The 6,803-nt window shown below is 65.9% G+C and carries 4 protein-coding genes; 3 read left to right on the top strand and 1 reads right to left on the bottom strand.

The genetic code is table 11. The annotated features are described in order from the left end of the window. Positions 1–143: 143 nt before the first annotated feature. A complete protein-coding gene (gene istA, locus Q8P38_03375; protein MDP4013653.1) occupies positions 144–1,679 on the top strand; it encodes an IS21 family transposase in 1,536 nt (511 codons plus the stop codon). After that, positions 1,676–2,521, top strand: coding sequence for an IS21-like element helper ATPase IstB (gene istB, locus Q8P38_03380; protein MDP4013654.1), 846 nt, complete (start codon positions 1,676–1,678; stop codon positions 2,519–2,521). Before istA ends, istB begins: the two co-directional genes overlap by 4 nt. A 93-nt stretch (positions 2,522–2,614) precedes the next feature. On the opposite strand, the gene Q8P38_03385 is transcribed toward istB, so the two are convergent. Next, entirely contained in the window at positions 2,615–3,520 is a 906-nt protein-coding gene (locus Q8P38_03385) for a hypothetical protein (protein MDP4013655.1), read from the bottom strand. Positions 3,521–4,036: 516 nt separating this feature from the next. Between Q8P38_03385 and Q8P38_03390 the strand changes: the two genes are divergently transcribed. After that, complete coding sequence (locus Q8P38_03390; protein ID MDP4013656.1) at positions 4,037–5,989, top strand: hypothetical protein; 1,953 nt, start codon at positions 4,037–4,039, stop codon at positions 5,987–5,989. The last annotated feature ends 814 nt before the right edge of the window (positions 5,990–6,803 follow it).

Below are 6,803 nucleotides of genomic sequence, written 5' to 3' on the forward strand. Positions count from 1 at the left end.
TGAGTGTGCCAGTCTGAAGTGGCCCCACTTGGAGCCGTAGTGCTGGCTTGAAGTGGCCCCACCCTCGACCTACTTGTCCCCGTACTTTCGTGTCCGTCTGCCAAGGCGAATCACGAGATGCAGGGGTGAAAGTGAGATCGAGAGTGGAGCAGTTCGAACGTATCCGACGTGATGCGCGCGATGAAGAGATGTCGATCAGGGCGCTCGCGGACAAGCACAGGGTCCACCGCCGAACGGTCCGTGCCGCGCTCGCGGACGCGGTCCCGCCGACCCGGAAGCCACCGGCACGGACCGCGCCGGTGCTCGGTGCGCACGAGGCCACGATCCGTCGCTGGCTGACCGAGGACCTCACGGCACCGAAGAAGCAACGTCACACCGCGCGCCGGGTCTGGCAGCGGCTGCTCGAGGAGGAAGGCGCGGTGGTGGCCGAGTCGAGCGTGCGCAACCTCGTGGCCGTGCTGAAGGTCGAGATCAACGGCCCGCGCGCGCAGGTGATGGTCCCGCAGACGCATCCTCCGGCTGAGGAGGCAGAGGTCGACTTCGGTGAGTTTCAGGCCGTGATCGCCGGGGTGGTGATGAAGCTGTTCATGTTTTGCCTGCGCCTGTCGCACTCGGGCAAGGCCGTCCACGTCGCCTACGCCAACCAGTCCCAGGAGTCGTTCCTCGATGGCCACGTCCGCGCGTTCGCGGCACTGGGTGGGGTGCCGGTCGGGATGATCCGCTACGACAACCTGACCCCGGCGGTGATCCGGGTCGCCTTGGGCCGGGAGCGCCTGGAGAACCCCCGGTTCGTCGCGTTGCGTTCGCACTACGGCTACGACTCGTTCTTCTGCATCCCCGGCATCGACGGCGCACACGAGAAGGGCGGGGTGGAGGGAGAGATCGGCCGGTTCCGTCGACGTCACCTCACCCCGGTCCCGCACGTCGGATCGCTGGCGGCCCTCAACGCCGCACTCGCCGCCGCAGACGCACGTGATGACGCCCGCCGCATCGGTGCCCGCGCGGAGAGCGTCGGCGTCGCCGCGGCCCGCGAGATCCCCCTGCTGCGGGCGTTGCCCGAGACCGCCTTCGATGTTTCAGCGGCCCTGTCGTGTCGCGTCGATGCGAAGGCCCGCATCTGCGTGCGCCAGTCCTACTACTCGGTCCCGGCCCGCTACGCGGGGCGTCGTCTCGAGGTCCGCCTCGGTGCCACGACGGTGAGCGCGCTGGATGCCGGCACCGTGGTGGCCACCCACACCAGGTCGCTGCACAAGGGCAGCGAGGACCTGGTGCTGGACCACTACCTGGAGGTCCTGGGCCGCAAGCCCGGCGCGCTGGCCGGGGCCACCGCGCTCGTCGCAGCCCGCGCCGGCGGCGGCTTCACTGCGGGCCATCAACGGTTCTGGGACGCAGCCCGCCGCGGCCTGGGCGATGGTCCTGGGACCCGTGCCCTGGTCGGGGTGCTGCTGCTGCACCGCACCATGCCCGCGGCAGCGGTGGCCGCCGGGATGGACGCGGCGCTGAGCATCGGCAACTTCGATGCCGACCTCGTCGCTGTCGAGGCACGCCGCTCGATGCTCGCCACCATGACACCGATGCCAGTGCCGCTACCAGCCAGCGCCGGGCCCACCGCCGCGATCGACCGCCCGGCCCCATCGCTGGCCGGCTACGACCAACTCCTGAAAGAGGCCACCGCATGAGCACCACCAAGACCACCACCAAGACCGCCTCCACCGCCTCCACGGCGAGCGCGTCGTCGGTGCTGAGCGCGTTGTCGGACCCCGCAGCCGAGGCAGCGATCCAGACCGCGTGTCGCACCCTGCTGCTGCCCACCGTGCGCGCCGAGGCCGTCGCCATGGCCAACGCCGCCGCCAAACAGCGCCTGTCGCACAAGGCGTTCCTTGCCGAGGTCCTCCTCGCCGAGTGCGACGAACGCGACGCCCGGCGTCAGGTCCGCAGGGTCAAGGAAGCCAAGTTCCCCCGCACCAAACGACTCGCTGACTTCGACACCCGCGCACTGCCCGACCTGCCACCGGCCACGCTGGCGCACCTGGCATCCGGCGGCTGGATCGACAAGGGAGAACCCCTGGTCCTGCTCGGTGACTCCGGCACCGGCAAGACCCACCTCCTCATCGCCCTGGGCACCGCCGCGGCCGAACAAGGACGCCGCGTCCGCTACGTCACCACCGCCGCGCTGGTCAACGAGCTCATCGAGGCCGCCGACGACAAAGAGCTCTCCCGCGTCGTCGGCCGCTACGCCCGACTCGACCTGCTCTGCCTCGACGAGCTCGGCTACGTCCACCTCGACCCCCGCGGCGCCGAACTGCTGTTCCAGATCATCACCGCCCGCGAAGAACGAGCCTCGATCGCGTGCGCGTCCAACGCGCCGTTCTCCGAATGGGGCGCGACCTTCACAGACCCCCGCCTGGCCGCCGCCGTCGTCGACCGACTCACCTTCAACGCCCACATCATCCAGACCGGCAGCGCCTCCTACCGACTCAACGCCACCACCCGAGCACGAAAGGAGCCCGCCACCACCTGACCCCCGGACGACCCCGGGATCCCAGCAACACCACCAACCCGAGGGCGGGGCCAAATCAGAGCAGCACAGTGGGGCCAAATGGGCTTGTCATTCTCAACGCTCACTGTCCCGGCTGGCGTCCCCGGTGATCGAACGGCAGTCCACCTGCCGGCCCCACACCAACCGGTACGCGGTGCCGTCGCGTAACGGTCCGACATCGAGCTGCACCACTCCGGCCGCGTGACGGACCGCGTCCTCGAGGTCGCTCGTCGACAGGGGCAGGTCCGAGGGGTCACCGTCGGGTCCGAGTGGCCCGTCGAGGCGGATCGGCACGTGGACGTGGATCAGGCCGCGGGCCTGGAACTCGACCACTTTGGAGTACGCGATCCGGCACCGCGCGCGGAACGCCTTCACCGACAGCCCACTCACGGCGGCCAGGCGGCGTTGCAGCGCGATGGTGAACCGCCGCCACAGTTCCGGGGCGTGCCACTGCCACAGCACGTGGGCGGTGTAGTCGTAGCACTCCCAGCAGAGCGGTTGCCCGAGCTGGGCGTCGTTCTCCCGGTGCCGGCGACCACACCACATGGGGCGGCCATGGGCACAGATCGGCTTGTCGCGACGGGCCCGGCACGGTCCCTTCTGCCGCAGACCGTGCACCGCTCCGAAGGAAGGCGCGGTCATGGTCACGAAGGTGCAGGGCCGGTCCGCCACCGAGGCGGGGACCCCCTTGCCGCCGGCCAGCCCGCAGACCAAGAGGTGCCAGGCATCGCCCTTGTACTCGTGGCTACAAGTCGGACACACCGACGCCCGCCGATTGCCGCAGCGCACGTAGGTGTGGCCGTCCAGTTCATTGTCCGAGGAGTACCGCTCGTGGACCTCCCCTGTGTTGGTGTCGACCAGCATCGTCGACCCCTTCAGTCGCACCGGGCGGGCGCAGCCGTCAGCTCGTTCGACCGCACCGTCGAGCGCAACCTCGCCAATGAACGACGCGGTCAACACGTTGAACGGACCGGAGGTCAAGACTGCTCCCCAGCGCTAGGCGAATGGACTACCTCCATTGACCACGGTGCGGGGGGACGTTTAAACCTCGCGCCGGGGACGCCTTAGGACGTCCTGGGACGGGTCCGGACAGGTCTGAAATGTCCCTGACAGTTCTGAGACGTCACCGGCTTGTCACCGGCGGCCGGATGGGATGCGGCGCAGTGCGGCTTCAAGGTCCTCAAGGCGAATCCGGATGGCGCAGCAGGGCTTGGGCACGGTCGCTGAATCTGGGGGTAGGCGGACGCGGCCGGAGTGACACACCACGCTGCGCGGGTGAGGAACTCGGCCTTCGGTGCTCAGCGGTCTGGTCTGGGCATGCGTGCAGCGATGCCTCCGGATCTGCCGTGGGCCGGCGCCGAAGCCTCATCAATCGGCGTGGAGGCACGGACGTCCCCGCGAACTCCGACAGCGGTCTCCGTGCGTTGGCGAGACGCCGGCGAGTCTATGCGGCAATGTGGGGCCACGTCCGTCTAGGTGATTGTGAGTGAATCGCGAATGAGTTCTGCGACTGATTCCGGCCCCGACTTCGAAGTCCGTGCGTTGGCGATGGCTCGTGCGATCCACGACCCCTTGGGGCTCCAGGGAGCCAGCATGGTCATGGGCAAGGAGCGCGACGGGATATTCATAGATGACGGAAGCATCAATGCCTACGAGTTCACGGTCTCGCCATTGAAGGCGAAGGCGGTGAAAGACGGCGAGAAGCTCCACGAGCTCTTGCGCATGCTCGGAGGTCGGCCCGAGAATCGCTACAAGACCCTCTCCGGTTGGCTCGTCACCGAGTCAGAGCCTACAGCAGAGCAAAGAGACGCGATTAGACGCATCGCCGCGGACGGCGAAACCATCCACATTATAAGTTATCAAGTCCTTCGTGCGAGATTGTGCGACGTCGAAAGATATCTAGGATGTCGGGGCAGAGCTCCCTTCGGCAGCATTTCATATGTCGAGCACCACGCGTCAGTTGATATCAACCCTAAGTTCCATGACCAATCTTCTGAAGCGTTGGACGTACGGACCCTCGTCGAAAGAATCGCGAGCGGGGACCGGGCGCTGCTCGTTGGCGAATTCGGCGTGGGTAAGAGCCACGCGCTGAAGGAGCTGTACGAGGTGCTGAGGAAGCGGTACTTTAAGCAGCCTACTCAACGACCCTTTCCAGTTCACATTAATCTTCGCGATTGCGCAGGCCTTCGTTCGCCTTCGGAAGTCCTTCGTCGACACGCAGAGGAAATTGGGTTCGCGGACGAAAGGGGTTTGGTGTCTGCGTGGCGCGCTGGTGCCTGCGCTCTCCTGTTGGATGGCTTCGACGAGGTGATTCCGAGCCGTTGGCTCGGCGCTGTGACGACGCTGAAGCAAGTTAGATGGGAGGCTCTGAGTCCTGTCCGGAGGCTTATCCGTGAGGCTCCGTCCCACATGGGCGTAATCGTGGCTGGACGGGGTCACTACTTCTCCTCAAGTGACGAGATGCGCGAGGTTCTGGGCCTGCAGGGGTCTGACGTTCTTAGGCTTCGCGACTTCGACCTTCAGCAGGCGAATGAACTACTAGCTGCGAGCGGCTCGGAGGCCGTCTTGCCCGATTGGCTTCCAACCAAGCCACTGCTTTTGGTTCATCTTCTGAAGGCCGGTGTGCTGGGCGGGGTCAGCGAGATCCACTCGGACCTTGACCCCGCCGATGCATGGCGCCAGTTACTCAGGATGATCTGCGACCGCGAAGCCAACATCTACGCCTCGGTGCCGCCGAGCACTATCCAAAGCTTGCTTCAGCGCCTGGCGACGGTCGCGCGTTCAAAGGGCGACGCGATCGCGTCGCTGGCCCGAGAGGACCTCGAGCGGGTCTTCGTTGACGTTAGTGGTCGGTCCACGGACGAGGAGGTTCTTCAACTACTCATGCGCCTCCCGGGCCTCGCCGTGGCGGCTGACTCTGGATTTGGCGAGGTACGAGTCTTTGCTGATGAAGACCTCGCAGACACCGCCTATGGCGAAGACCTAGCTGCCTACTTGAGCAGCCCGTTTCAAGGTCATCCACTTTGTGAGGCCGCAACGTGGTCAGACGCGGCCGGCAACCTGGCCATCGAAGTATGCGCCTCTGCTCTTTCGGAAGCCGCAATTGCTCCCCGCCAAGTACTAGCGGCCTGCGACCACAGGATGAACCACCATCTCTCCGACGCCATCCTGATGGATTCTGTGCGCGTCGCCGATGAGTTGGAAGCGGAGCCGGACACAAGGAGTTATCTTGTTGAGGGCGTCCTTCTGCGAGAACTCTCGGTTAGCCCGGACTCGCGCGTTGTTGCTCGGACCCACTTGCGAGACAGCCTTATCGACAACCTCGATCTGACATACGTCGACTCCGCCGATCAATGCCCCATGATCGAGCGTTGCCTGATCGAACGAGTGGATGGGGTCTCCCAACTTCCGAACTCACTGTCCAAAAAGCTTCTAGGTTCAAGTATTTAAGCGTTCACGGGGCCCCCGCCCACGACAGCAGGAATGCTCGCCGGTCAAGGCTCGATAGACGACCGCGTCGCCCTGAGCGTTCTTCACAAGGTATACGCCAAACGCGGTAGGGGCAGAAAAGACAGCGCCCTCCCCAGAGGACTAGATGCCGTCGCTCAAGAACGCTTGCCAGCAATAGTTGCGAAGTTGATATCGGCAGGATTGCTGACGACCGCATCGCGCGGGAACGTCACACTCTACCTTCCGACCAAGGGGGAACTGCGCAAAGTCATGGCCTGGCTCGAGCACCCCCAAACGTTTAGCGTCGAGGCGCTCGATTGATGTGGCAGAGTCGGGCGCGGACGAGGGCGTACTGCCGCACCCCATCACGTCCGACGCCGGCTGACCTCAGCGGGCCAACTTTGCTGAGGTCGCTGCTGCGGCATTGTGGGCGGAAGGCTGCGACACCTAGGGGTGGGCAAAGCGAACCCGCCCACTGCCGAAGAGCGCGACGCGTTCCTAACGTCACCCTGACTGCCGGAGCCTCTCCATCGCTGGCGACCGTCGAGCAGCAGACCGCGGCCGTATACGAGCTCTTGTGGTCCGACACCTCTGGTCCGACAAGTGATCCGAGAGCGCCGGGTGAGAACTTTCTTTACTCCGTCAAGGCGCCGGCTCCGCCGGCGCGCCGCGCCGCCGTGCCGGGCATGCGGCCTGGCGGCCGTTCCGGGCGCGGGGCGCGGCGCAGGTCGGAGTGGGGCACTAACTGGGGCACTACGGCCCCGGACGCAGCCTGACAATCAGGCCCGAAACCCGCGCGGTTGAGCGTGAATCG

The organism is Candidatus Nanopelagicales bacterium (assembly GCA_030700225.1).
Taxonomy (GTDB): Bacteria; Actinomycetota; Actinomycetes; order S36-B12.

Excerpts from the sequence above, each read along its gene's own strand:
- istB (MDP4013654.1), top strand. The coding sequence starts at position 1,676 with ATGAGCACCACCAAGACCACCACCAAGACCGCCTCCACCGCCTCCACG.
- Q8P38_03390 (MDP4013656.1), top strand. The coding sequence starts at position 4,037 with ATGAGTTCTGCGACTGATTCCGGCCCCGACTTCGAAGTCCGTGCGTTG.